Annotated in this window: 24 protein-coding genes; 13 read left to right on the top strand and 11 right to left on the bottom strand. The window is 65.1% G+C overall.

Annotated elements, in window-relative coordinates; genetic code table 11:
- Nucleotides 1-35: 35 nt before the first annotated feature.
- Complete coding sequence (locus MF6396_RS22900) at nt 36-629, bottom strand: nitroreductase family protein (protein WP_043864204.1); 594 nt, start codon at nt 627-629, stop codon at nt 36-38.
- Between the two features lie 152 nt (nt 630-781).
- Between MF6396_RS22900 and MF6396_RS22895 the strand changes: the two genes are divergently transcribed.
- A complete protein-coding gene (locus tag MF6396_RS22895) occupies nt 782-1228 on the top strand; it encodes a YcgN family cysteine cluster protein (protein ID WP_043864203.1) in 447 nt (148 codons plus the stop codon).
- Nucleotides 1229-1251: 23 nt separating this feature from the next.
- The gene (locus MF6396_RS22890; protein ID WP_043864202.1) at nt 1252-2472 is read left to right on the top strand and encodes a hypothetical protein; all 1221 of its coding nucleotides are present in this window, start codon (nt 1252-1254) and stop codon (nt 2470-2472) included.
- Here MF6396_RS22890 and MF6396_RS22885 read toward each other — a convergent pair.
- The 3 genes from MF6396_RS22885 to MF6396_RS22875 all read right to left on the bottom strand — a co-directional run bounded on the left by MF6396_RS22885 (nt 2469) and on the right by MF6396_RS22875 (nt 3811).
- Nucleotides 2469-2834, bottom strand: a complete 366-nt coding sequence (locus tag MF6396_RS22885; RefSeq protein WP_043864201.1) for a YgaP family membrane protein — start codon at nt 2832-2834, stop codon at nt 2469-2471. The genes MF6396_RS22890 and MF6396_RS22885 overlap by 4 nt on opposite strands.
- 66 nt (nt 2835-2900) lie before the next feature.
- Nucleotides 2901-3371: an RNA methyltransferase gene (locus MF6396_RS22880; RefSeq protein ID WP_043864200.1), complete on the bottom strand. Its 471-nt coding sequence runs from the start codon at nt 3369-3371 to the stop codon at nt 2901-2903.
- Between the two features lie 65 nt (nt 3372-3436).
- A complete protein-coding gene (locus tag MF6396_RS22875; RefSeq protein WP_043864199.1) occupies nt 3437-3811 on the bottom strand; it encodes a YajD family HNH nuclease in 375 nt (124 codons plus the stop codon).
- A 126-nt stretch (nt 3812-3937) separates the two neighbouring features.
- Here MF6396_RS22875 and MF6396_RS22870 point away from each other — a divergent pair, with 126 nt between their 5' ends.
- Entirely contained in the window at nt 3938-4216 is a 279-nt protein-coding gene (locus MF6396_RS22870; protein ID WP_043864198.1) for a hypothetical protein, read from the top strand.
- Here the strand turns inward: MF6396_RS22870 and MF6396_RS22865 are convergent.
- Both MF6396_RS22865 and MF6396_RS22860 read right to left on the bottom strand, forming a co-directional pair.
- The gene (locus MF6396_RS22865) at nt 4213-4686 is read right to left on the bottom strand and encodes a cyclic nucleotide-binding domain-containing protein (RefSeq protein ID WP_043864197.1); all 474 of its coding nucleotides are present in this window, start codon (nt 4684-4686) and stop codon (nt 4213-4215) included. The two genes, MF6396_RS22870 and MF6396_RS22865, sit on opposite strands and share 4 nt — an antisense overlap.
- A 136-nt stretch (nt 4687-4822) precedes the next feature.
- The gene (locus MF6396_RS22860) at nt 4823-6874 is read right to left on the bottom strand and encodes a S9 family peptidase (protein ID WP_078481641.1); all 2052 of its coding nucleotides are present in this window, start codon (nt 6872-6874) and stop codon (nt 4823-4825) included.
- Nucleotides 6875-6958: 84 nt separating this feature from the next.
- Here MF6396_RS22860 and MF6396_RS22855 point away from each other — a divergent pair, with 84 nt between their 5' ends.
- The 6 genes from MF6396_RS22855 to MF6396_RS22830 are packed head-to-tail and all read left to right on the top strand — an operon-like array spanning nt 6959 to nt 11191.
- Nucleotides 6959-7450 (top strand): hypothetical protein, encoded by a 492-nt coding sequence (locus tag MF6396_RS22855; RefSeq protein WP_043864195.1) that lies wholly within the window; start codon nt 6959-6961, stop codon nt 7448-7450.
- A gap of 24 nt (nt 7451-7474) precedes the next feature.
- Nucleotides 7475-8251: a class II glutamine amidotransferase gene (locus MF6396_RS22850; RefSeq protein WP_043864194.1), complete on the top strand. Its 777-nt coding sequence runs from the start codon at nt 7475-7477 to the stop codon at nt 8249-8251.
- Between the two features lie 12 nt (nt 8252-8263).
- Nucleotides 8264-8785 carry a DUF2937 family protein gene (locus MF6396_RS22845; RefSeq protein ID WP_054914961.1) on the top strand — a complete coding sequence of 174 codons (522 nt, stop codon included), beginning with the start codon at nt 8264-8266 and terminating at the stop codon, nt 8783-8785.
- A gap of 44 nt (nt 8786-8829) precedes the next feature.
- Nucleotides 8830-9582 (top strand): 5-oxoprolinase subunit PxpA, encoded by a 753-nt coding sequence (locus tag MF6396_RS22840; RefSeq protein ID WP_078481640.1) that lies wholly within the window; start codon nt 8830-8832, stop codon nt 9580-9582.
- On the top strand, nt 9579-10274 hold the full coding sequence (gene pxpB / locus MF6396_RS22835; protein ID WP_078481639.1) for a 5-oxoprolinase subunit PxpB: 696 nt from the start codon (nt 9579-9581) through the stop codon (nt 10272-10274). Before MF6396_RS22840 ends, pxpB begins: the two co-directional genes overlap by 4 nt.
- Entirely contained in the window at nt 10271-11191 is a 921-nt protein-coding gene (locus tag MF6396_RS22830; protein WP_078481638.1) for a biotin-dependent carboxyltransferase family protein, read from the top strand. The genes pxpB and MF6396_RS22830 overlap by 4 nt, the downstream gene beginning before the upstream one ends.
- A gap of 40 nt (nt 11192-11231) precedes the next feature.
- Here the strand turns inward: MF6396_RS22830 and MF6396_RS22825 are convergent, their stop codons facing one another.
- The 3 genes from MF6396_RS22825 to MF6396_RS22815 all read right to left on the bottom strand — a co-directional run bounded on the left by MF6396_RS22825 (nt 11232) and on the right by MF6396_RS22815 (nt 14526).
- Nucleotides 11232-12410: a vWA domain-containing protein gene (locus MF6396_RS22825; RefSeq protein ID WP_078481637.1), complete on the bottom strand. Its 1179-nt coding sequence runs from the start codon at nt 12408-12410 to the stop codon at nt 11232-11234.
- An 18-nt stretch (nt 12411-12428) separates the two neighbouring features.
- Nucleotides 12429-13274: an AAA family ATPase gene (locus tag MF6396_RS22820; protein ID WP_043864188.1), complete on the bottom strand. Its 846-nt coding sequence runs from the start codon at nt 13272-13274 to the stop codon at nt 12429-12431.
- Nucleotides 13275-13452: 178 nt separating this feature from the next.
- Nucleotides 13453-14526 (bottom strand): DUF748 domain-containing protein, encoded by a 1074-nt coding sequence (locus tag MF6396_RS22815; protein WP_078481636.1) that lies wholly within the window; start codon nt 14524-14526, stop codon nt 13453-13455.
- Nucleotides 14527-14656: 130 nt separating this feature from the next.
- Here MF6396_RS22815 and cysK point away from each other — a divergent pair, with 130 nt between their 5' ends.
- The 3 genes from cysK (at nt 14657) to MF6396_RS22800 (ending at nt 18010) form a co-directional block, all read left to right on the top strand.
- Nucleotides 14657-15631: a cysteine synthase A gene (gene cysK / locus MF6396_RS22810; protein ID WP_078481635.1), complete on the top strand. Its 975-nt coding sequence runs from the start codon at nt 14657-14659 to the stop codon at nt 15629-15631.
- A gap of 171 nt (nt 15632-15802) precedes the next feature.
- Nucleotides 15803-16738, top strand: coding sequence for an aspartyl/asparaginyl beta-hydroxylase domain-containing protein (locus MF6396_RS22805; protein WP_043864185.1), 936 nt, complete (start codon nt 15803-15805; stop codon nt 16736-16738).
- Nucleotides 16739-17110: 372 nt separating this feature from the next.
- Nucleotides 17111-18010, top strand: a complete 900-nt coding sequence (locus MF6396_RS22800; RefSeq protein WP_078481634.1) for a DMT family transporter — start codon at nt 17111-17113, stop codon at nt 18008-18010.
- On the opposite strand, the gene MF6396_RS22795 is transcribed toward MF6396_RS22800, so the two are convergent.
- Nucleotides 17992-18897 carry a DMT family transporter gene (locus tag MF6396_RS22795; RefSeq protein ID WP_054914956.1) on the bottom strand — a complete coding sequence of 302 codons (906 nt, stop codon included), beginning with the start codon at nt 18895-18897 and terminating at the stop codon, nt 17992-17994. The genes MF6396_RS22800 and MF6396_RS22795 overlap by 19 nt on opposite strands.
- A 245-nt stretch (nt 18898-19142) precedes the next feature.
- Here MF6396_RS22795 and aceK point away from each other — a divergent pair, with 245 nt between their 5' ends.
- Nucleotides 19143-20864, top strand: a complete 1722-nt coding sequence (gene aceK / locus MF6396_RS22790; protein WP_043864182.1) for a bifunctional isocitrate dehydrogenase kinase/phosphatase — start codon at nt 19143-19145, stop codon at nt 20862-20864.
- Nucleotides 20865-20940: 76 nt separating this feature from the next.
- On the opposite strand, the gene MF6396_RS22785 is transcribed toward aceK, so the two are convergent.
- Entirely contained in the window at nt 20941-21810 is an 870-nt protein-coding gene (locus MF6396_RS22785) for a DUF6279 family lipoprotein (RefSeq protein ID WP_078481633.1), read from the bottom strand.
- Nucleotides 21811-21825: the final 15 nt, after the last annotated feature.

Raw genomic sequence — 21825 nt, 5'->3', positions numbered from 1 at the left:
CCTTGCCGGCGAACGGGGCGCCGCGAACTTCAGCCCTACAGGCTGAAATCACCCTCGGCCGCCAGCTCGCTCAACGGCTTGCGCGGGCTTGGCACTTCACGGGCCTGCAGGTACTCGGCCAGGCTGGCCTTGTCGCCCAGCTTGCCGATGGCGACCATCGCATGCAGTTCATAGCCGTCCGGAATCTTCAGCTCCTTGCGCGCCAGCGCCTGGTCGAACCCGGCCATGCCGTGGGTATGCCAGCCACTGATGCTGGCCTGCAACGCCAGGTGGCCCCAGGCTGAGCCGGTGTCGAAGGTGTGCCACAGCGCCGGGGTTTCTTCGCTGGCGCCTGGGGCGGTAAAGGTGGTCTTGGAAATCACCAGCACCAGCGCCGAGGCGTGCTGGGCCCAGCTGCGGTTGAATTCGTTGAGCAGGCCCAGGAAGCGCTCCCAGTTCGGCGTGTCACGGCGCGCGAACAGAAAGCGCCACGGCTGCGAGTTGTAGGCCGAGGGGGCCCAGCGCGCCGCTTCGAAGAAGCTCAGCAGGGTGTCTTCGGCAATCGGTTCGGCGGTAAACGCCCGGGGCGACCAGCGCTGGATGAACTGCTCGGCAATGGCATAGTCGGCAACGCGAGGGTTGGCACTCATGGAGGGGTTCCTGACAGGGTGGGAAAACACACAGCCTGTCAAACTACTGCGTGGCGCCAGCCCTGACAAGCGGTCTGGCAAAGCCCGGCCACACGCCCTAGACTGGCGCCGCCACGCGCGCGCACTTGAATTGAAACAGGACAAAACGCACCATGCCTGCCACCCAACCCTTCTGGATCAGCAAGCCCCTCGATCAGCTCGATCGCCAGGAGTGGGAGTCGCTCTGCGATGGGTGCGGCCTGTGCTGCCTGCAAAAGCTCGAGGACGAAGACGACAACAGCGTCTACTACACCAGCATTGCCTGCAAGCTGCTCGACCTCAAGACCTGCCAGTGCAGCGATTACCCCAACCGCTTTGCCTCGGTACCCGACTGCATCCAGCTCACCCCGGGCAAGGCCGACCAGTTCAAGTGGCTGCCGCCCACCTGTGGCTATCGGTTGGTCAGCGAGGGCAAGGACTTGCCCAGCTGGCATCACCTGGTCAGTGGCGATCGCGAGCAGGTGCACAAGCAACGCATTTCGTGGTCTGGCCGCATGCTCAGTGAAGACAGCGTGGCCGAAGACGATTGGGAAGACTATCTGATTTTCCGCGCCGGCTGAGGCTGCGGCGCAAGGGGATGTGAATGGAGATACGTCGCTGTTTGCTGGGGGCTGCGCTGTTGCTGGCGAGCCATGGCGCCTGGGCGAAGAAGGTCGATCTGGATTACCACGTGCGCCTGCTGCCCCAGAGCGGGCAGGCCGAGGTGCGCCTGACCCTGGCCGACGGCGCAGCGGTGCGCAGCCTGGATTTCGACCTGGGCAAGGAAGCCGTCTACAGCGATTTCAAGGCCGATGGCGCCTGGCAGTTGCAGGCCGGAGCACGCCGTGGCCTGTGGCAGCCGGGGGCGGGAGTGTCCAGCCTGAGCTACCGGGTACAGCTTAACCATGCCCTGAAGAACGCCGGCTACGACAGCCGCATCACTGCGCAATGGGCCTTGTTCCGGGGCGATGACCTGGTGCCTGCCGCGCGCCTCGACCAGCAGGACGGCACCGAGCTGGTCGCGCGCCTGGTGTTCGAGTTGCCGGGCGACTGGAAGAGTGTCGAAACGCCCTGGCCGCGGATTGGCAAGCAGCGTTTCCGCATCGACAACCCTTCGCGGTTGTTCGACCGACCTACCGGCTGGATGCTCGCCGGCAACCTGGGCAGCCGGCGCACCCGTCTGGGCGAGACCGAGGTCACCGTCGCCGGGCCCCAGGGCCAGGGCCTGCGGCGCATGGACACCCTGACCCTGCTGACCTTCGTGTGGCCACAGCTGCAGAGCGTGTTCCCGCGCAACCCGCCCAAGCTGCTGCTGGTGGGCGCCCGCGACCAGTTGTGGCGCGGCACCCGGGCCGGCTACCACTCGATCTACCTCAACAGCAATCGCCCGTTGGTCAACGAGAACGGCAGCAGCCCGTTGTTGCGCGAACTGGTGCGGGTGTTCGCCCAGGTCAACGACCAGGAGCGCAGTGACTGGATTGGCGAGGGGCTGGCCGAATACTACGGCATCGAACTGCTGCGCCGTGCCGGCGGCATCACCGAGGACCGCTACCAGGCGGTGCAGGCCCGGTTGGCCAGGCAGGGCGAAAAGGTCACCACGCTGCGCGGCGAGCAGATCACCGATGCGGGGGTGGCCCGTGCGGTGTTGCTGCTGCAGGCGCTGGACCGCGAGATCCGCCTGCACACGCATAACCAGCGTTCGCTGGACGACGTGACCCAGGGCCTGATGCGCCTCAACAGCGTCAGCACTGCGGAGTTCATCCAGCTCAGTGAAAACGTGCTGGGACGTGGCTCCGAGGTGCTGGACACCAAGCTGTTGCGTTAGGCCTTGGGGCTTTTGAGCGAGTCGTTGCCGGTGACCGTGGCGCTGTGGGTGGCCGCTTGCGCATTGGCCTTCAGCACGCTGAGCTCTTCACCGGTGCGTTCGATCTTGCTGCGGATCTGATCCAGGTCGCGGCGCCCGCGCTCGATCAGGCTCTTGGCCGAACTGTGTCCGGTGATGCCCCGGGCCAGCGCCACGCCGCCGATGGCGATCTGGATCAGGCCGAAGAAACCGCCGCGACGCAGTCCCTTGCCGACCATCACCACACCCGTGGCCAGGGAGCCAGCGCGCTCCCAGCCTTGCACGTTGTGTTCGGTCTTGCTCTGAAACGGTGTGGCCAGGGTCAGGGTCTTGTTCTGGGACATGGTCGTACTCCTGTGGGGGCATGGATAGTCAGCAGACCGCCAGGGCGGCCAGGACGTTCCCGCGGATTACTTGAATTTGGGCCCGGAGCGGGTGTTCAGGCCCTTGGCCATGCGGTCGTAGAGCACCACGTTGACGGTGGCAGCGAGGTTCATGCAGCCATTGGTCGGGATGTAGATGGTCTCTTCGCACCAGGCGCGCACGTCGGCATCCAGCGAGCCGTCTTCAGGGCCGAAGATGTAGATCGCGCGGTCGGGGTGAGTGTATTCGGGCAGCGGGCGGGCGCCCTCGACCAGTTCGACGGCAACCGGTGTGCAGCCCAGCGGGATGATCTTCTGCAGGTCGTCGATGCCGATCAGCGGGATGTCATAGTGCACCCGCTTGGTGTCGGTGACGAAGTCGCGGGCGCGCTCGTAGCGCTTGCCGGTGTAGAACACCGAGTTCACGCCATAGCAACCCGCCGCACGCATCACCGAACCGACGTTCTCCGCTGATTTGGGGTTGAACAGACCAATGCAGCTGTACCGTTTGTTCGCCACGTGCCGGGGCCCTTGAGAAAAAAGACGCGATTATACGGGCTTGCCGGCACGGGTGGGGCGCAGGGTCAGTCTTTCTTGAGCAGCCCGGCCAGCCCGGCGAACGGGTTATGGGTGGCCTTGGCGATGCTTGGGCTGGCGGTGGAGCCTTCGCTGAAGTACTGCTGGTCGGTGTAGCGCGAGTGCTCGTTGTCGTGGCAGTACAGGCACAGCAGTTCCCAGTTCGAACCGTCCTGGGGGTTGTTGTCGTGGTTGTGGTCGCGGTGGTGCACGGTCAGTTCGCTCAGGCGCTTGCCGGCGAATTCGCGGGCGCAGCGGCCGCACACGTGGGGGTACATGCGCAGGGCCTTGTCGCGGTAGCCCATTTCCTTGTCGCGCTTGGCATCGGCGAGGATGCGGTCCAGCCGCGCGGTGGCGGCGGCGGAAGAGGTTGCCGAACTCATGGTTGTACCTTTCTCGGGCTTGTTACGGTTATGCCGTGAAGTTTAGCGCCATGACGGGCATTTCGGACAGGCAAACCGCAGCGCTTGCGCGTAGCCTGTAGGCAGCACTCTCCAGGAGCCCGCCCCATGCGCCATGCGAGCATTGCCCTGCTGTTGATTGCCTGGCTCGGCCAGGCCCAGGCTGCGGACCTGCAGCCACGCACCCTCGCACCGGTACCGGGTGCACCGGGTACGCCCACGCCCACCCCTTACCCGCAGGTGGCCCCGTCGACCATCCCCCGTGCAGGGCAGGGCTCGTCGGGTGCGCCGCTGTTGCCGCCGATTCCCTTGCCCAGCCCGCCGAAGGACCAGCCGCTGCCAGGGCTTGCGCCGGATGCCGGCAAGGACAAACCGCGCGAGGGCTAGACCTGCTGCGAGAGACGCTGGCCGTCGAGCATGCGCAGGCGACGCGACAGTGCCACGGCCAGGGCGCGGATGATCTTGGCGGCCACCTTGGGCGTTTCGTTGAGCATTTTTTCCAGTGAGTCCTTGCCCAGGTTGAGCAGTTGACAGTCGCTGGCGGCCACGCAGCTGGCCGATCGGCGTTCGCCGTCCAGCACGGCCATCTCGCCAAAGGCGCGGCCCTTGCGCAGGGTGGCGATCTCCACCTGATGCTCGTCGGGGTCGGTCTTGCGTACCGATACCTGGCCCGCGTGGATGATGCACATGAAGGTGCCGGCATCGCCTTCGTGGAAGATTTCCTCGCCCTGGGCGATGGTGCTGATGCTGAAGTAGCCGGCAGCGGTCTGAAAGTCAGGCGGCAGCAGTTGGTCGAACAGGCCGCAGTCCATGAGCATGTCGCGAATTTCGTTGTTCAGGGAGGTCGGGTCGGGCATCGCGGTTGGTCTTTTTCTTGGAGGTTTGTGGTGTCTGGTTTTCGCCGTCAAGGCCGGCTCCTGCAATGGCCAGTGCATAGCTTGCAGGAGCCGGCCTTGCCGGCGAATTGCTGATTCAGACAACAGAAATCCTGAATTACACCAGGCCCAGCACTTTAAATACGAACGCGTACTCCAGTGCCACGTCCTTGAGCCCCTGGTAGCGCCCGCTCATGCCGCCATGCCCGGCGCCCATCTCGGTCTTGAGCAGCAGCAGGTTGTCATCGGTCTTGTGCACGCGCAGCTTGGCCACCCACTTGGCCGCCTCCCAGTACTGCACGCGGCTGTCATTGTAACCAGCCACCACCAGCAGGGCAGGGTAGGCCTGGGCCTTCACGTTCTCGTAGGGCGCATACGCCTTGATGCGCGCATATACCTCGGGCTCCTGCGGGTTGCCCCACTCGTCATACTCGGTGACGGTCAGCGGCAGATCGGGGTCGAGCATGGTGTTGAGCACGTCGACGAACGGCACCTCGGCAATCGCCGCCTTGAACAGCTCGGGACGCTGGTTGAGCACCGCGCCGATCAGCAGCCCGCCGGCACTGCCGCCACTGATCGCCAGGTGCTCGGCATCGGTCACGCCGGTGGCGATCAGGTGTTCGGCGCAGGCGATGAAGTCGCTGAAGGTGTTGGGCTTGTGCTCCTGCTTGCCGGCCCGGTACCAGGCCTCGCCCAGTTCGCCGCCGCCGCGCACGTGGGCAATGGCGAAGGCCACGCCGCGCTCCAGCAGGCTCAGGCGCGCATGGGAAAACCACGGGTCCAGGCTTTCGCCGTAGGCACCGTAGCCGTACAGGTACAGCGGCACCGGCTTGCCGAGGTCCTCACGGCGCTGAACCAGGCTGATCGGTACCTGCGTGCCGTCGCCGGCGGTGGCCCACAGGCGCTGGCTGACGTAGGCGTCGGGGTCGAACGGGCCGAGCACCGGGGTCTGCTTGAGCACCTGCTGCTGACCATCGGCAAGCGTCAGCTGGCGTACCTGCGCAGGGCGGTTCAGTGCCTCGTAGCGCAGGCGGATGCGTGGGCTGTCGAACTCCAGGCTGTCCTGCACGTACAGGCTGTAGGCTGCATCCGGCAGCTCGACGCGGTAGGCGGGCAGGCCGTGGGGGCGCACCTCGATGATCGGCAGGCCGCCCTCGCGCAGGCTCAGGGTCAGGGCGCTGGCGTTCAGGGTCAGCCCCTCGAGCATCACGGTGTCGCGGTGCGGCACCAGTACCTGCCACTGCTCGTGGGTTGGCAGGGTGTCGGCCGGGCCGTGGAACAGGGCGAAATTGATGCCTTGCTGGTTGCTGCGGATGAACCAGTGCCAGTGGCCGTTCAACTGGCCATGGTCAGGGTAGTACTCATGGCCTTCGACCCGTGGTGCCAGGCAGGTGAACGCCTGTTCCGGGGTGTGCGCATCCAGTACCCAGGCCTCGCTGGTGGTCTTGCTGTTGAGCAGCAGGATCAGCTGGCGCTCGGAGCTGGCGCGGTAGCAGTGCAGGAAGAAGCGACCGTCGGCCTCCTCGAACACCTGCACCGCCCCCTGGGTGCCCAGGCGATGACGCATCAGCCGGTGCGGGCGGTGGGTGTCGTCCAGTTCGGCGAAGAACAGCGTCTGGCTGTCGTTGGCCCAGGTCATGCTGCCGTCGCAGTCTTCGAACGGCAGCTGTTCGACCGCGCCGCTGGCCAGGTCCTTGACGTACAGGGTGTAGACCTCGTCGCCGCTGGTATCCAGGCTGTAGGCCAGGCGCTGGTGGTCGGGGCTGATGTTGAAGGCGCCCAGGCTGAGGAAGCCACCGGCGGCCAGCAGGTTGGGGTCCAGCAGCAGCTCTTCGCGGCTTTCATCGACCGTCGGCGAATCGTCTGCCGGGCGTGGGCAGCGGTAATGACGCGGGTACTCGTCGCCGGCGGTGGTGCGGGTGTAGTAAAGGTAGGGGCCCCAGGGCGAGGCCAGCGACAGGTCGGTTTCGAGAATGCGGCCACGGATCTCTTCGAACAGCTGCTCGCGCAACCCGGCCTGGTCGGCCAGTTGCGCCTCCTGATAGGCGTTTTCCGCGTTCAGGTAGGCCAGCACCTCGGGGGTGTCCCGGGCCTGCAACCAGGCATAGGGATCGGTGCCGGCATCCTGGCGGGCGATCGGGGCTTGGGGGGCGTTGGCAGCTGCGGACATGCGGGGTTCTCTTTGCTGGGGCGCGCCTGCGCGCTGAAAAGTCGTTATCATAAGCATCTATTTGCCTAGCTTGCCACGGACGCCATGACCGAGAACGATTATCTGCTCGCCTGGGGACTCTATGCCCTGGCCGCCCTGGGTTGCCTGCTGGTGGGCTTTCGCCTGACCGCGTGGATGTGGCGCTGGTTGCGCGAGCCGCTGCGGGTGATCATGGCAGTGCTGCTGCTGACCCCGACCATCATCGACCCGGTGAAGGAGAAGTTTGCCCCGGCCATTGCCATCACTGCCCTGGACCTGGCCTTCAAGGTCGGCAACAACGTGCTGCGCGCCGCGTCCGACCTGGCCATGTACGGCATGATCGCGTTCATCCTGTATGGCGTGTTCGTGCTGCTGCGCTGGCCGCTGGAGCGCCGTGCCAAGGCCCGCCGCGCCGCTGCCGAAGCCGCCGCCAGGCGCGATGCCGACGAGCCGCTGGACGACCAGCCGTTCGCCGCCGACAGCCGTGACCGCTACCGCAGCGAACCCCCTGAAGCACCCGCCGGCGGCAGCCGCGAGCGCCTCGAACCGCGTTTGTAAGATCCGCCCTGGAGCGACCCCTGCATGTGTGAATTACTGGGCATGAGCGCCAATGTCCCTACCGATATCGTGTTCAGCTTCACCGGGCTGATGCAGCGTGGCGGACGTACCGGGCCGCACCGTGACGGCTGGGGCATCGGCTTCTATGAAGGCCGTGGCCTGCGCCTGTTCCAGGACCCGGCGGCCAGCTGCGAGTCGGAAGTCGCCAACCTGGTGCAGCGTTATCCGATCAAGAGCGAGGTGGTCATCGGCCACATTCGCCAGGCCAACGTGGGCAAGGTATGCCTGTCCAACACCCACCCGTTCGTGCGCGAACTGTGGGGGCGCAACTGGTGCTTCGCACACAACGGCCAGCTGGGCGACTTCCAGGGGCAACGCACCTTCTACCGCCCGGTGGGCGATACCGACAGCGAGGCCGCCTTCTGCGACCTGCTCAACCGCATCCGCGAGGCATTCCCCGAACCGGTCGAGGTCGAGGAGCTGATTCCGGTGCTGGTGCAGGCCTGCGCCGAGTTCCGTGGCAAGGGCGTGTTCAACTGCCTGCTCAGCGATGGCGACTGGCTGTTCTGCTTCTGTTCGACCAAGCTGGTACACATCACCCGGCGCGCACCGTTCGGCCCGGCGCGGCTCAAGGACGTGGACATGATCGTCGACTTCCAGGCCGAGACCACGCCCAACGACGTGGTCACCGTCATTGCCACCGAGGCCTTGACCGAGGACGAGATCTGGCACCGCTACGAGCCTGGCCAGTGGGGCCTGTGGCGGCGCGGTGAATGCATTGCCCAGGGTCAGGCCAGCTAAGGATCAGCCTTCATGTTCAGAAGTTACCTGCGTTTGCTGTTGTTTACCTTCGGCCTGCTGGTCGGTGTGCAGATCCCCGGGCTGATCAACGATTACACCCAGCGGGTCGAGGCGCACCTGCTCGAATCGCGCGAGGGCCTCAAGGGCTTCAACCAGACCGCGCAGCGCTTTTTCAATGGCGACCTGCAGGCGCTGGTACGTCACTACCGTGCCAGCGACGACCCGGTGTTCAACAGCGATGCCGACAGCATCGACAGCCTGGTGGCGCGCAATCGCCTGCTCGAAGAAGAGTGGCAGACCCTGCAGCGCCCGTGGCTGGTACGCACCTGGCACGTACTGGTGGCGGCCGACCCGGCCTTGCGCGAGGAAACCCTCAAGGGCTACAGCTACCAGATCCTGCTGGCGCCCGAGGCGATGGCCTGGGGCCTGGCCAGCGCCATGCTGCTGGCACTGGTGATCGAGAGCCTGCTGATGCTGATCGGCTGGGCGATCCTCGGCGGTCGGCGCAAGCCGGTGGAGCCGAGCTGGCGCTAGACGGCCTCCGGGCCGCCCCCCCACCCGACACAGGAGCAACGCGCGTGAGCCGCCTGCTACTCAATTGCGACATGGGTGAAAGTTTCGGCAGCTGGAGCATGGGGCTGGATGCCGAAGTGATGCCCTTTATCGATTGCGCCAACATCGCCTGCGGTTTTCATGCTGGCGACCCGGGCATCATGCGCACCACCGTGGCGCTGGCCGTGGCCGGGGGCGTGCTGGTGGGGGCGCACCCGGCGTACCAGGACCTGGCCGGTTTCGGACGCCGCTCGATGGCCTGCAGCAATGAAGAGATTCGCGACCTGCTGCATTACCAGATCGGCGCGCTGGACGGTATCTGCCGTACCCAGAAGACCCAGGTGGCCTACGTCAAACCCCACGGGGCGCTGTACAACGACATGATGGCCGAGCCGGGCAAGCTGCGTGCGGTGATCGAGGCGGTGGCCGCCTACGACCGCAGCCTGCCGCTGATGCTGATGGCCACGGCCGACAATCGCGCGGCCCAGGCACTGGGTGACGAATATGGCGTCACGTTGTGGTTCGAGGCCTTTGCCGACCGTGCCTACGGCCCCGCCGGACGCCTGCTGTCGCGGCGCCTGCCCGGTGCCGTGCACCACGACCCGGCCCTGATCGTCGAGCAGGCCCTGCGCCTGGCACGGGGCGAGCCGCTGGTTGCCAGTGATGGCAGCGCACTGCGCCTGCAGGCCCATACGCTGTGTGTGCATGGCGACAATGCCAGCTCGGTGGCTGCGGTGCGGCAGATTCGTCAGGCTCTCGATGCGCAGGCGGCGCCATGAAGTGGCGCGTCGAGGTGGTTGCTGTCGATTGCCTGATGGTGCGCCTGTTCGATGCGATCGACGAGTCCAACATGCCCTGGATGCTCGCTGCCACCCAGCGTCTGCGCGCAGCCTTTGCGGCGCAGCTGATCGATCTGGTGCCGTCGTACACCACCGTGATGGTGCATTTCGACCTGTCGCCCACCCAGGCCCGCGAGCGTATCGCGCAGGCGCTCGAAGGTCTTCGCCCCGACGAGGGCGGGGCAGGGCAGCGCCACGACATTCCGGTGTGGTACGACCCCAGCGTCGGGCCCGAGCTGGCCTTGCTGGCGCAGCGCAGCGGCGATTCCGTGGCGGGGGTAATCCGCCGCCACAGCGCGCGCGAGTACCAGGTGTTCGCCCTGGGCTTCGCCCCGGGTTTCGCGTTCATGGGGCTGGTCGAGGAGGCGCTGGCCGCGCCGCGCCTGGCCACCCCGCGCAAGCGCGTGGCAGCCGGCAGTGTGGGCATCGCCGAGCGCCAGACGGCGGCCTACCCGGCGGTGTCGCCCGGGGGCTGGAACCTGATCGGGCGTACCCCCAGCCGCCTGTTCGATCGCCAGCGCGAGGGCTACAGCCTGCTGCAGCCGGGCGACCGGGTACGCTTCGTGGCGGTGGACCGTGCCGAATTCCTTGCACTCGGCGGCGACGACACGCCCCTGCCGGTGTCGCCGTGAGCCGCTTGCTGATCGAGGCCAGCACGCCGCTGTGCCTGTTGCAGGATGCCGGGCGCTTTGGCGTGCGCCACCTGGGCGTGACCCAGGGCGGTGGTCTGGACTGGGTATCGATGCGCTGGGCCAACTGGCTGCTGGGCAATGCACCGCAGGCGGCGGTGGTGGAGATCACCCTGGGCGGGCTGACGCTGGTGGCCGAGCAGGCGTGCTGCCTGGCACTGGCCGGTGCTGACCTGGGCGCACGGCTCGACGACCAGCCGCTGGCGCCGTGGCGCAGTTTCGTGATGGCCAAGGGGCAGCGCCTGCAGTTCACCCAGCCGCTGCAGGGTGTGCGGGCCTACCTGGCGGCGCCAGGGGGATTCGCTGCGCCGCAGGTGCTGGGCAGTTGCGCTACGGTGGTGCGCGAGGAGCTGGGCGGGCTGACGGGACTGGGCAGGGCATTGGCCCGAGGCGAGTGCGTGGGCTACGCCGGCAACGCGCCGGGTGTGCGTGAGGTGCCCGAAGGGCTTCGACCCGTGCCTGGCACCTGCACCGTGCTGGACCTGGTGATGGGGGCGCAGATCGGCGAGTTTGCCGGGCAGAGCCTGTTCGATGCCTTCAACCGCGACTGGACCCTGGACACCCGCGCCGACCGCATGGGCATGCGCCTGCTGGGCCCGGCGTTGCAGTATCAGGGGCAGCCGATGATCTCGGAGGGGATACCGCTGGGCGCGGTGCAGGTACCGCCGGATGGGCAGCCGATCGTATTGCTCAATGATCGGCAGACGATTGGCGGCTATCCGCGACTGGGGGCGCTGACCCCGCTGGCGCTGGCCGGCCTGGCGCAGTTGCTGCCGGGGCGTGTGGTGCGGTTGCGGGCCGTGGTGCAGGAGATGGCATGGCGAGAGCAGCAGGTTTATCTGCAGAGGTTTGCCGACTGACAGGGCCTCTTCGCCGGCAAGGCCGGCGAAGGGTTCACCGCTACTTGGACAGAAACCGCATCCCTTCCTCCAGCCCGCGCAAGGTCAGTGGGAACATCCGGTCCTCGACCAGCTCGCGCACGATGTTGGTCGAAGCGGTATAGCCCCAGGTGTCCTTGGGGTAGGGGTTTATCCAGATCAGCTTCTTGTACTTCTCCATGAAGCGGCGCATCCACACATACCCGGCTTCCTCGTTCCAGTGCTCCACGCTGCCACCGGGCTGGGTGATCTCGTAGGGCGCCATGGCCGCATCGCCAACGAACACCACCTTGTAGTCGGCGCCGTACTTGTGCAGCAAATCCATGGTCGAGGTGCGCTCGGAGGTGCGGCGCAGGTTGTTCTTCCACACCGACTCGTACACGAAGTTGTGGAAGTAGTAGTACTCCAGGTGCTTGAACTCGGTCTTGCAGGCCGAAAACAGCTCTTCGCAGATCTTCACGTGGGCGTCCATCGAACCGCCGATGTCGAACAGCAGCAGCAACTTCACGCTGTTGCGCCGCTCCGGCCGCATCTGGATGTTGAGCAGCCCGGCATCGCGCGCGGTGTGGTCGATGGTGCCGTCGATATCCAGCTCTTCGGCCGCGCCCTCACGGGCGAACTTGCGCAGCCGGCGCAAGGCCAGCTTGATGTTGCGCGTGCCCAGTTCCACCCCGTCGTCAAGGTTCTTGTACTCGCGCTGGTCCCATACCTTGACCGCCTTGCCCTGGCGCTTGCCGGCATCGCCCACGCGAATGCCCTCGGGGTTGAAGCCGCCCGAGCCGAACGGGCTGGTACCGCCGGTGCCGATCCATTTGTTGCCGCCGGCATGGCGTTCCTTCTGTTCTTCCAGGCGTTTCTTGAACGCTTCGATCAGCTTGTCCAGACCGCCCAGGGACTGGATCTGCGCACGCTCTTCATCCGTCAGGGAACGCTCGAATTCCTTGCGCAGCCAGTCTTCGGGGATCAGCGCCTCCAGGTGGTGGTCGAGGTTCTCAAGGCCCTTGAAGTAGGCCGAGAAGGCCCGGTCGAACTTGTCGAAGTGGCGCTCGTCCTTGACCAGGATGGCGCGCGCCAAATAGTAGAACTCGTCCATGTCGGCGAAGATCACCCGCTGCTTCAAGGCATTGAGCAGGTCGAGCAACTCGCGTACCGACACCGGCACCTTGGCCGCGCGCATTTCATTGAACAGGTTCAGCAGCATGGCAATGACCCCGTTGGCTCAGCGGTTGCCGCGCCGGCTCATGAACGCCAGGCGCTCCAGCAACTGCACGTCCTGCTCGTTCTTGACCAGCGCACCGGCCAGCGGCGGGATGGCCTTGGTCGGGTCGCGCTCGCGCAATACCGCTTCGCCGATGTTGTCGGCCATCAGCAGCTTGAGCCAGTCGACCAGCTCGGAGGTGGAGGGTTTTTTCTTCAGGCCCGGCACCTTGCGCACGTCGAAGAACACGTCCAGCGCCTCGCTGACCAGGTCCTGCTTGATGTTGGGGTAGTGCACGTCGACGATCTGCTGCAGCGTGGCGCGATCGGGGAAGGCGATGTAGTGGAAGAAGCAGCGACGCAGGAAGGCGTCGGGCAGTTCCTTCTCGTTGTTGGAGGTAATGATGATGATCGGGCGCTGTTTGGCCTTGATGGTCTCGTCGATCTCGTAGACGTAGAACTCCATCTTGTCGAGTTCCTGCAGCAGGTCGTTGGGGAACTCGATGTCGGCCTTGTCGATTTCGTCGATCAGCAGGATGACCCGCTCCTCGGCTTCGAAGGCCTCCCACAACTTGCCCTTTTTCAGGTAGTTGCGCACGTCGTGCACCTTGTCCACGCCCAGCTGCGAGTCGCGCAGGCGGCTGACCGCATCGTACTCGTAGAGGCCCTGGTGGGCCTTGGTGGTGGACTTGATGTGCCAGGTGATCAGCTTGGCACCGAAGGCTTCGGCCAGTTGCTCGGCGAGCATGGTCTTGCCGGTGCCGGGTTCGCCCTTGACCAGCAGCGGGCGCTCCAGGGTGATCGCCGCGTTGACGGCCAGTTTCAGGTCATCTGTGGCGACGTATGCGCTGGTGCCTTCGAACTTCATGTACCGATCCTCAAAAAATGGTCATGCGGTGACTATCATGCGACGACTATAACGCGGGGCTTGCGTGGCTGTGAACGCGGACGGGGTATTCAGTCTGTGGATGATTGGTCATGGAACCGGGGTGGCAGGCCTGGCCTAGTCGCTGGCTTGCCAGCGAAAGGGCCAGTACCGCCATGGATCAGTCAGCTTTCGGCGGCCCCTGTTCATACCGCGCGTTGAATGCCTGCACGAAGCCGTTGCGCAGAATCTGCAAAAACGCCTCGAACGCGCTGATATCGCTGTGATGCACGCTGCCGCTAAGCTCCACGCGCGTGGCGAACTGGTTCTTGCGCTGGTTCTTGAGCACCGTTTCGGTACCGCCCACCAGGGCTTCCCAGATCGAGCGCAGAAACCCCTTGTCCTTGTTCTCCACGTCCTGCTGCCAGTTGAACACTTCGACATCGCGCAACAACGGCTTGATGTAGCCCTTGAGCTGGCCCTTGTTCGCCTCGGCCTCGATCACCACGTCGCCGTGCCCGGCATTGAAGTCGAACTTGCCGTAAGCGCTGGCAAAGTCGTTCATCTGGCGCAACTGGATGCTGGTGGCGCGCAGGCGGAACTGGAAGTCCTCGAAGTTGCTCAGCGGGTCGAAGGTGGCCGTGCTTTCCACCCGCGCGTCGCCCAGCAGCCGGGCCTTGCCCTCGAAGCGGGCGTCGCGCTTGCCTTCGACGTCCACCACGTTGGTCAGGTTGTAGACGCTGGCGTTGAGCTGGGTCGCTTCAAGGCTGACCGGCGGTTTGGAATTGAAGTTGCGAAAGGTCAGGGTGCCGTCGTCTATGCGCAGCTCGTTGAGGGTGATCGGCAGCAGCTTGCTCAGCTGCGCGCGCCAGTCGGTGCCCTTACCGGTCTGCGACGCCTGGGTGTTGCCGCCATCGACGAAGTTCAGTTTCGGGCGCAGGAAGGTCACTTCGGCCACCACGGCATGGTCGTACCACAGTGAATGCCAGCTCACCGACAGGTCGATCAGCGGCGCCTCCAGAAACGGCACCGGCACCTTGCCCGTGGTCTTGACGATGGTCAGGCCGTTGATCTTGTAGGCACCCCGCCACAAGGCCAGGTCGACATCGGTGACCTGGCCGCGGTAGTCGCCCATGTCGGCGAGCTTTTCGTTCAAGTAGTTGCGTACCAGGATCGGCAGCGTCAGGTGCAGGGCCAGCAGCAACAGTGCAATGCCCAGCAGCCCCCACAGGGGCCAGCGGTAGCGGCGTTTCATCGGCGTGGGTTCCGTGATTGAGGATGATCGGTTGACCGCCGCACGGGCGCATCGGTTCGTTCGGGGTGGACGCACCGCAGGGGCAGGCATACCCTTGAAGTTTTCGCACGGTGCCAAAAGGACCCAAGCCATGAGCCGTATCTTCGCTGACAACGCGCACTCCATCGGCAACACGCCGCTGGTGCAGATCAACCGCATCGCCCCGCGGGGCGTGACCATCCTGGCCAAGATCGAGGGGCGCAACCCCGGCTATTCGGTCAAGTGCCGGATCGGCGCGAACATGATCTGGGACGCCGAAAGCAGCGGCCGGCTCAAGCCGGGCATGACCATCGTCGAGCCGACCTCGGGCAACACCGGTATCGGCCTGGCCTTCGTGGCCGCTGCGCGCGGCTACAAGCTGATGCTGACCATGCCGGCCTCGATGAGCATCGAGCGGCGCAAGGTACTCAAGGCGCTGGGCGCCGAGCTGTTGCTGACCGAGCCTGCCAAGGGCATGAAGGGCGCGATCGAGAAGGCCGCCGAAATCGTAGCCAGCGACCCGGCCACCTACTTCATGCCGGCGCAGTTCGACAACCCGGCCAACCCGGCCATTCACGAGAAGACCACCGGTCCGGAAATCTGGAACGACACCGACGGCGGGGTCGACGTGCTGGTTGCCGGCGTGGGCACCGGCGGCACCATCACCGGTGTGTCGCGCTACATCAAGAACACCCAGGGCAAGCCGATTCTGTCGGTGGCGGTCGAGCCGCTGGTGTCTCCGGTGATCACCCAGGCCCTGGCCGGCCAGGAAATCAAGCCCAACCCGCACAAGATCCAGGGCATCGGCGCAGGTTTCGTACCCAACAACCTGGACCTGTCGATGGTCGACCAGGTCGAGCTGGCCAGCGACGAGGAGTCCAAGGCCATGGCCCTGCGACTGATGCAGGAGGAGGGCATCCTGTGCGGTATCTCCTGTGGCGCGGCGATGGCCGTGGCGGTACGTCTGGCCGAAAAGCCGGAAATGCAGGGCAAGACCATCGTGGTGATCCTGCCCGATTCGGGCGAGCGCTACCTGTCGAGCATGCTCTTCAGCGACCTGTTCACCGAGCAGGAAAACCAGCAGTAACCACCGCCAGGCTCCACCGAGGCTGATCCGCCTCAATGTTCGGCGCACTGCGTTGTTGCACAATTGCCAACACTGAATGTCCGGCCCCGGTTGTTTTTACCGGGGCCGGATCGGTTTATCATGTCCGATTATCCGGCAGCGATGGCCTGATCGAAATTCAAGGAGTGTTGCATGACCTTTTCCTTTGTCGCCAAGGCAGGTGTACTGCTGCTGTTCTTCGGCAGCACCCTGTACGTGCACCTGCGCGGCAAGGCGCGTTTGCCCGTGTTGCGCCAGTTCGTCAACCATTCGGCGCTGTTCGCCCCCTATAACGCCCTGATGTACCTGTTTTCCGGGGTGCCTTCCAAGCCCTACCTGGACCGTAGTCGCTTCCCCGAGCTGGACGTGCTCAAGGACAACTGGCAGGTGATCCGCGAGGAGGCCATGCACCTGTTCGACGAGGGCTACATCCGCGCCGCCGAAAAAGACAACGATGCCGGCTTCGGTTCGTTCTTCAAGAAGGGTTGGAAGCGCTTCTACCTGAAGTGGTACGACAAGGCGCTGCCATCGGCCGAGGCGCTGTGCCCCCGCACCGTCGAGCTGGTCAACAGCATCCCCAACGTCAAGGGCGCGATGTTCGCCCTGCTGCCGGGCGGCAGCCACCTGAACCCGCACCGCGACCCATTCGGCGGTTCGCTGCGCTATCACCTGGGGCTGTCCACGCCGAACTCGGACGACTGCCGCATCTATGTCGACGGCCAGGTTTACGCCTGGCGCGATGGCGAAGACGTGATGTTCGATGAAACCTACGTGCACTGGGTGAAGAACGAAACCGAGACCACCCGGGTGATCCTGTTCTGCGATATCGAGCGACCGCTGACCAGCCCGCTGATGACTCGCATCAACCGCAAGGTCAGTGCCTTCCTGGGCCGGGCCACCGCGCCGCAGAACACCGACGACGAGCGCGTGGGCGGCATCAACCAGGCGTATGCCTGGAGCAAACGCTTCAGTACCGTGATCAGCAGCCGGGTCAAGACCTTCAAGCGCGCCAACCCCAAGGCCTACCGCGTGCTGCGCCCGGTGCTGGCGGTGCTGGTTGCTTACCTGCTGTACCGCTGGCTGTTCTGACCACACTCGGTGCAAGGTTGGCCCCTGCCGGGGCGGGCCTTGCACCGTGTCGCGAGTGTGGCTATATTCACCCACAGTTCACCTCACCGAAGACCTGCACATGCCAGCTTCCCGCCCCACCACCGTATTCGCTACCGCGCCCGACGCGGTCGTGGTCGTGCGTGGGTCCCAGCAGCCGGTCATGATCAGTCACTACCCACCACCTGTCAGTAGCCCCGTGGCGTGCGTTGTCGCACCACCCGGCGTGGTTGTAGTGCTGGGCTGAGCGGCCACTGGCTGCGCCCCCACCACACCTGAACCCTACTGAATACGGCCGGCTGCATCGCGCAGCTCGACCGTTCGGCTTACTTGCCCGAATACAGGTGGCATTTCATGTCAGTTATCTCGAAACAATCCGTGGCCTCGGCGGCCACCACCAGCCTGTTCGTCCTGCTCTGGAGCAGCGGCGCCATCGTCTCCAAGCTCGGCCTGGCGCAGGCCTCGCCCTTTGCCTTTCTGCTGATCCGCTTTGCGATTGCCTTTGTCGGCCTGCTGCTGCTCGGCCCGTTGCTGCGCCTGCACTGGCCACGCGGTCGCGGCCCGTTGCTGCAAGCCATCGCCACCGGCTGCGTGCTGCTCGGTGCCTACCAGATCTTCTACCTGCTGGCGCTGGACCTGAAGGTGACGCCCGGCATCATGGCCACCGTGATGGGCGTGCAGCCGATCCTCACGGTGGTGCTGATGGAGCGCAAGCGTTCGTTCAGCCGCCTGTTCGGCCTGAGCCTGGGGCTGATCGGGCTGGTGATGGTGGTGTACCAGGGCATCGGCCTGGGCGGCATCTCGCTGGCGGGCATGCTGTTCGCGCTGCTGGCGCTGGCCAGCATGACGTTCGGCTCGATCATGCAGAAGCGCATCACCAGCAACCCGGTGGGCACGCTGCCCTTGCAGTACCTGGCGGGGCTGCTGATGTGCGCGCTGTTTGCACCGTTCCAGCCGCTGGCGGTCAACCCCAGTACCAGCTTTGTGTTCTCGGTGCTGTGGATGGGCCTGGTGGTGTCGTTGCTGGCGACCTTGCTGCTGTACCGGCTGATCGCCAAGGGCAACCTGGTCAATGTCACCAGCCTGTTCTACCTGGTGCCGGCGGTGACGGCGGTGATGGACTACCTGATCTTCGGCAATCGCCTGGCGGCCTTGAGCCTGCTGGGCATGGGCTTGATCGTGGTGGGCCTGCTGTTCGTGTTCCGCAAGCCCGCGACCAAGCCTGACACGGTGGATCAGTCGCTGGCCAGCTGACGGGCCTGGCGGGCCGGCTTGAGCACCAGCCACAAGGCCACGGCAATCAGCAGCCCGCCATACAGGTGCGCCATTGACAGGGGCTCGTCCAGCAGCCACGCGCCCCACAGCACGCCGAAGGCCGGGATCATGAAGGTTACGGTGGTGGATTTTACCGGGCCGATTTCGCTGATCAGGCGAAAGTACAGGATGTAGGCGAAGGCGGTGCACAACAGGCCCAGCCCCAGCAGCGACAACCACACCTGCCAGCCGCCCCAGCTGGCAGGTGGCTGGGTGATCACGCTGAAGCCGAACAGCGGCAGCAACAGCAAGGTGGCGCCCATCATGCTGCCCAGCGCCGACAGGCGACTGTCCAGGCCGCCCTGCTGGTCGAGCCAGCGCCGCGCCAGATACCCCGAGAAGCCATAGCAGGTGGTGGCCGCCAGACACGAGAGGGCGCCCTGCATGAGCCTGGCGTCGAAGGCCACCGGCCCCGCACCACTGAGAATGCCGACCCCGAACAGGCCCAGGAAGATGCCGCCCAGCTTGGGCAGGGTCATGGCCTCGCGAAAGAACAGCGCACCGATCAGCACGCCCATCAGCGGCGTGGTGGCGTTGAAGATCGCCGAGTAGCCGGCGGGCAGCACCTGGGCGGCCACCGAGTAGAGCGTTGCGGGTATTCCCGAGTTGATCATGCCCAGAAACAGGCAGGCCTTGAGTTTGCCCTGGAAGTCCCAGCGCACGCGCAGCAGGGCGAGAATCACCAGCAACCCGGCGCAGGCGATGGAGACGCGAAAGAAGGCGGTGGGCAGGGTGCCCAGCACCGGCGCAATGATGCGCATGAACAGAAAACTGGCCCCCCACACGGCAGCGAGAATCAACAGTCGGGTGATGGCGATGGGGCTCACGGGGGTTCTCCGGGTAACAGGGGCAGGGGCGGGAGTTTACGGTAAAAGCCAGGGTGGGCTCTCTCGCTTTCTTGCGGTGTCAATTCGGGCGCTTTCGCCAGCACCGCTGGCTCCTGCTGTGGGGGCGGTATCTGTAGGAGCCGGCCTTGCCGGCGAAGGGCGCGAAACGGTTCCTAAGTAGGCTATCGCAGCCTTGCGTGACTGGCTAAGCTCAGGTCTTTGAAATTCCCGCAGAGGTCTTACCCATGCCCCAACAATGGCCGGCCGCCGCCATCGCCCGGATGATTCTCGATGGCTTCGACAGCTACCGTGAGCACTTTCGCCAGATCACCGACGGGGCACGCCAACGCTTCGAGCTCGCGCAATGGCAGCAGATCCAGACGGCCTCGGCGGCACGTATCAATCTCTACGAGGAAAAGGTCAGCGAGGTCAGCGGCTGGCTGGCCGGCGCTTTCGAGCCCGAGGTTCTGCTGGATGCGACGTTCTGGCCGCTGGTCAAGAGCGCCTACATCAGCCTGATCGACCCGCGCCTGGACGATGAGCTTTCCGAAACCTGGTACAACTCGATCTTCTGCAGCCTGTTCAGCCATGACCTGATCAGCGACGGCTGCATGTTCATCCATACCACGCGCCCGGCACTGCGCGCCCATGAGCGCGCCGCGCAGACCCGCACCTACCGTCCCCAGGGCGGGCTGGGCGAGATGCTCGCGCAGGTCTTCGCCGACTACGCCTTCGCGGTGCCCTTCGCCGACCTGCCCGGCGACCTGGCGCGCCTGGAGGCGCAGTTGCGCGAGAACCTGCCCGATTGGGTGTGCAAGGACCCGCAACTGCAGGTGGAGCTGTTTTCCTCGGTGCTCTATCGCAACAAGGGGGCCTACCTGGTGGGCCGGCTGTTCACCCACGATGAACAGTGGCCGCTGGTGATTCCGCTGCTGCACCACGAAGGCCACGGCATCGAAATCGATGCGCTGATCACCGATGAAGCCGATGTGTCGATCATCTTCTCGTTCACTCGCTCGTACTTCATGGTCGATGTGCCGGTGCCGGCCGAGTTCGTGGGCTTTCTCAAGCGCATCCTGCCGGGCAAGCACATCGCCGAGCTGTACACCTCCATCGGTTTCTACAAGCACGGCAAGTCCGAGTTCTACCGGGCGCTGATCAACCACCTGGCCAGTACCGATGACCGCTTCATCATGGCCCCCGGCGTGCGCGGCATGGTCATGAGCGTGTTCACCCTGCCGGGCTTCAACACCGTGTTCAAGATCATCAAGGACCGCTTCTCGCCGTCCAAGAGTGTCGACCGCGCCACGGTCATCGAGAAGTACCGCCTGGTAAAGAGCGTCGACCGCGTGGGGCGCATGGCCGATACCCAGGAGTTCGCCGACTTTCGCTTCCCGCTGGGCAAGTTCGAGCCCGAGTGCCTGGCCGAGTTGCTGGAAGTGGCGCCGTCGACCGTGGTGGTGGAGGGCGACACGGTGCTTATCCGCCACTGCTGGACCGAGCGGCGCATGACCCCGCTGAACCTGTACCTGGAAAACGCCAACGAGGCCCAGGTGCGCGAGGCGCTGGAGGACTACGGGCTGGCGATCAAGCAATTGGCGGCGGCGAACATCTTCCCCGGCGACATGCTGCTGAAGAACTTTGGCGTTACCCGGCATGGGCGGGTGGTGTTCTATGACTACGACGAGATCTGCTTTCTGACCGAAGCCAACTTCCGCTATATCCCGCCGCCGCGTTTCCCCGAGGACGAGATGGCCAGCGAGCCGTGGTACTCGATAGGGCCGCTGGACGTGTTCCCCGAGGAGTTCCCGCCGTTTCTGTTTGCCGACATCGGCCAGCGGCGCCTGTTCAGCCAGCTGCATGGCGAGTTGTATGACGCCGATTACTGGAAGGGGCTGCAGGCGGCGATACGGGAGGGGAAGGTGATCGATGTGTTCCCGTACCGGCGCAAGTGCCGGGAGAACTGAGCAGCTTCGCCGGCCTTGCCGGCGCCAAGGGGAAGCGCGTCGTGCCTGTAGGAGCCGGCCTTGCCGGCGAATCGGTTCAGGATTGCAGGCACTTGAGCTTGCTGAAGTCCTGCTGCACCTTGGCCAGCCTGCCCTGCAGGTGCTGACGTTGCTGCTCGCTGCTCTGCGCCATCAGGTCCACCAGCAGGCTGCGCGCCTCCTGTTCGGTACGCTGGTAGGCCATGTGGTACTCCGGCGTCCACAGGCTTTCGCGCTGCTTGAGCAGTTGTTCCAGCCTTGGTTCGAATGCCTCGCTGCGCCGTTGCTCCATCGCCGCAGTGAACTGCGCCTGCCAGTGTGCGCGGTTGGCGATCCACTGACGGTTCTGTTCGCCCAACGCCTGTGACCACTGCGCCACGCGCAGGCGCTGCTGCGGGTTCAGTTCGCCCAGCCATGGCGTCAGGCGTTTTTCCATGCGTTGCTGGCGCTGCTCGATCTGCCTGGCCAGCGGCGTCTTCACGTACTTGGCCTCGCGCTCGCGAATGTCTTCGGCAAACGCCTCGCGCATGTCGCTGACCTGTTCGTCGTCCATGCCGCGCAGCAGCTGCGTGGCCGACGGCATGATCTGGTCGGCCACCTCGGCGATGGCCTGCTTGGCCTGCTCGGTGCGCAGCCTTAGCTGCGCGTCGGTGACCTCGTTGTGCGCGACCATCTGTCGAATATCGCCCAGCCATGTCAGATAGCCCGGCAACTGTGTACGACAATGCCATGCCAGGTGCGCCTTGAGTCGTTCGTCCAGCCAGCCTTTCTGCTGGCGATTCATGCTCAGGTAGTCGCTCAGCGACCAGGGCACCAGTACATCGAGGTTGCGGTAGGCGAGGTCCATGCGGTTGCAGCCGACCAGCAGCAGCGTCGACAGCACCAGCAGCGAAAGGCAGCGAAACAACGTGGACAGGCAGGCATCCATGGGTGCATATCCTTG

This window comes from Pseudomonas sp. MF6396, from assembly GCF_002018915.1.
In the GTDB taxonomy this organism is placed as follows: Bacteria; Pseudomonadota; Gammaproteobacteria; order Pseudomonadales; family Pseudomonadaceae; genus Aquipseudomonas; species Aquipseudomonas palmensis.
The sequence above is the reverse complement of the archived record's forward strand: the minus strand, read 5'-3'. Positions and strand labels throughout refer to the sequence as shown.

Coding starts and splice junctions, on each gene's coding strand:
- MF6396_RS22825 (WP_078481637.1), bottom strand. CDS start 12,410: ATGCTGCTGAACCTGTTCAATGAAATGCGCGCGGCCAAGGTGCCGGTG.
- MF6396_RS22860 (WP_078481641.1), bottom strand. CDS start 6,874: ATGTCCGCAGCTGCCAACGCCCCCCAAGCCCCGATCGCCCGCCAGGAT.
- MF6396_RS22820 (WP_043864188.1), bottom strand. CDS start 13,274: ATGAAGTTCGAAGGCACCAGCGCATACGTCGCCACAGATGACCTGAAA.
- MF6396_RS22890 (WP_043864202.1), top strand. CDS start 1,252: ATGGAGATACGTCGCTGTTTGCTGGGGGCTGCGCTGTTGCTGGCGAGC.
- MF6396_RS22805 (WP_043864185.1), top strand. CDS start 15,803: ATGACCTTTTCCTTTGTCGCCAAGGCAGGTGTACTGCTGCTGTTCTTC.
- MF6396_RS22900 (WP_043864204.1), bottom strand. CDS start 629: ATGAGTGCCAACCCTCGCGTTGCCGACTATGCCATTGCCGAGCAGTTC.
- MF6396_RS22800 (WP_078481634.1), top strand. CDS start 17,111: ATGTCAGTTATCTCGAAACAATCCGTGGCCTCGGCGGCCACCACCAGC.
- MF6396_RS22815 (WP_078481636.1), bottom strand. CDS start 14,526: ATGAAACGCCGCTACCGCTGGCCCCTGTGGGGGCTGCTGGGCATTGCA.
- MF6396_RS22845 (WP_054914961.1), top strand. CDS start 8,264: ATGTTCAGAAGTTACCTGCGTTTGCTGTTGTTTACCTTCGGCCTGCTG.
- MF6396_RS22785 (WP_078481633.1), bottom strand. CDS start 21,810: ATGGATGCCTGCCTGTCCACGTTGTTTCGCTGCCTTTCGCTGCTGGTG.
- MF6396_RS22850 (WP_043864194.1), top strand. CDS start 7,475: ATGTGTGAATTACTGGGCATGAGCGCCAATGTCCCTACCGATATCGTG.
- aceK (WP_043864182.1), top strand. CDS start 19,143: ATGCCCCAACAATGGCCGGCCGCCGCCATCGCCCGGATGATTCTCGAT.
- MF6396_RS22875 (WP_043864199.1), bottom strand. CDS start 3,811: ATGAGTTCGGCAACCTCTTCCGCCGCCGCCACCGCGCGGCTGGACCGC.
- MF6396_RS22865 (WP_043864197.1), bottom strand. CDS start 4,686: ATGCCCGACCCGACCTCCCTGAACAACGAAATTCGCGACATGCTCATG.
- MF6396_RS22855 (WP_043864195.1), top strand. CDS start 6,959: ATGACCGAGAACGATTATCTGCTCGCCTGGGGACTCTATGCCCTGGCC.
- MF6396_RS22885 (WP_043864201.1), bottom strand. CDS start 2,834: ATGTCCCAGAACAAGACCCTGACCCTGGCCACACCGTTTCAGAGCAAG.
- pxpB (WP_078481639.1), top strand. CDS start 9,579: ATGAAGTGGCGCGTCGAGGTGGTTGCTGTCGATTGCCTGATGGTGCGC.
- MF6396_RS22895 (WP_043864203.1), top strand. CDS start 782: ATGCCTGCCACCCAACCCTTCTGGATCAGCAAGCCCCTCGATCAGCTC.
- cysK (WP_078481635.1), top strand. CDS start 14,657: ATGAGCCGTATCTTCGCTGACAACGCGCACTCCATCGGCAACACGCCG.
- MF6396_RS22870 (WP_043864198.1), top strand. CDS start 3,938: ATGCGCCATGCGAGCATTGCCCTGCTGTTGATTGCCTGGCTCGGCCAG.